1 protein-coding gene is annotated in these 334 nt (G+C 48.2%); it reads left to right on the top strand.

The genetic code is table 11. The annotated features are described in order from the left end of the window. The coding region (locus tag A3766_RS09285) for an FGGY-family carbohydrate kinase (protein WP_255375395.1) at window positions 1-334 on the top strand (334 nt) is incomplete at both ends.

A 334-nucleotide genomic window follows, 5' to 3' on the forward strand; every position in this document is an offset into this window, starting at 1 on the left:
GGTGCGCCTTATTGGGATCCGAATGCACGAGGTGCTTTGTTCGGTTTAACTCGAGATACGGGGATAGAAGAAATCGTCACAGCTGGTCTACAGTCAGTGTGTTATCAGACAAGGGATCTGCTCCACGCGATGGAGAAAGATGGTGCGCAAGTAAACACTTTAAGAGTAGATGGAGGCATGGTGGTCAATGACTGGGTTGTACAGTTTCTATCTGACCTTCTGAATGTTTCAGTTGACCGGCCTGAAATTGTCGAGACCACGGCATTAGGTGCGGCATACTTGGCTGGCTTAAAGGCCGGTTTATTTGAAAGCGTCGAGACGATTGCAGATATGT

The organism is Oleiphilus sp. HI0132 (genome assembly GCF_001635845.1).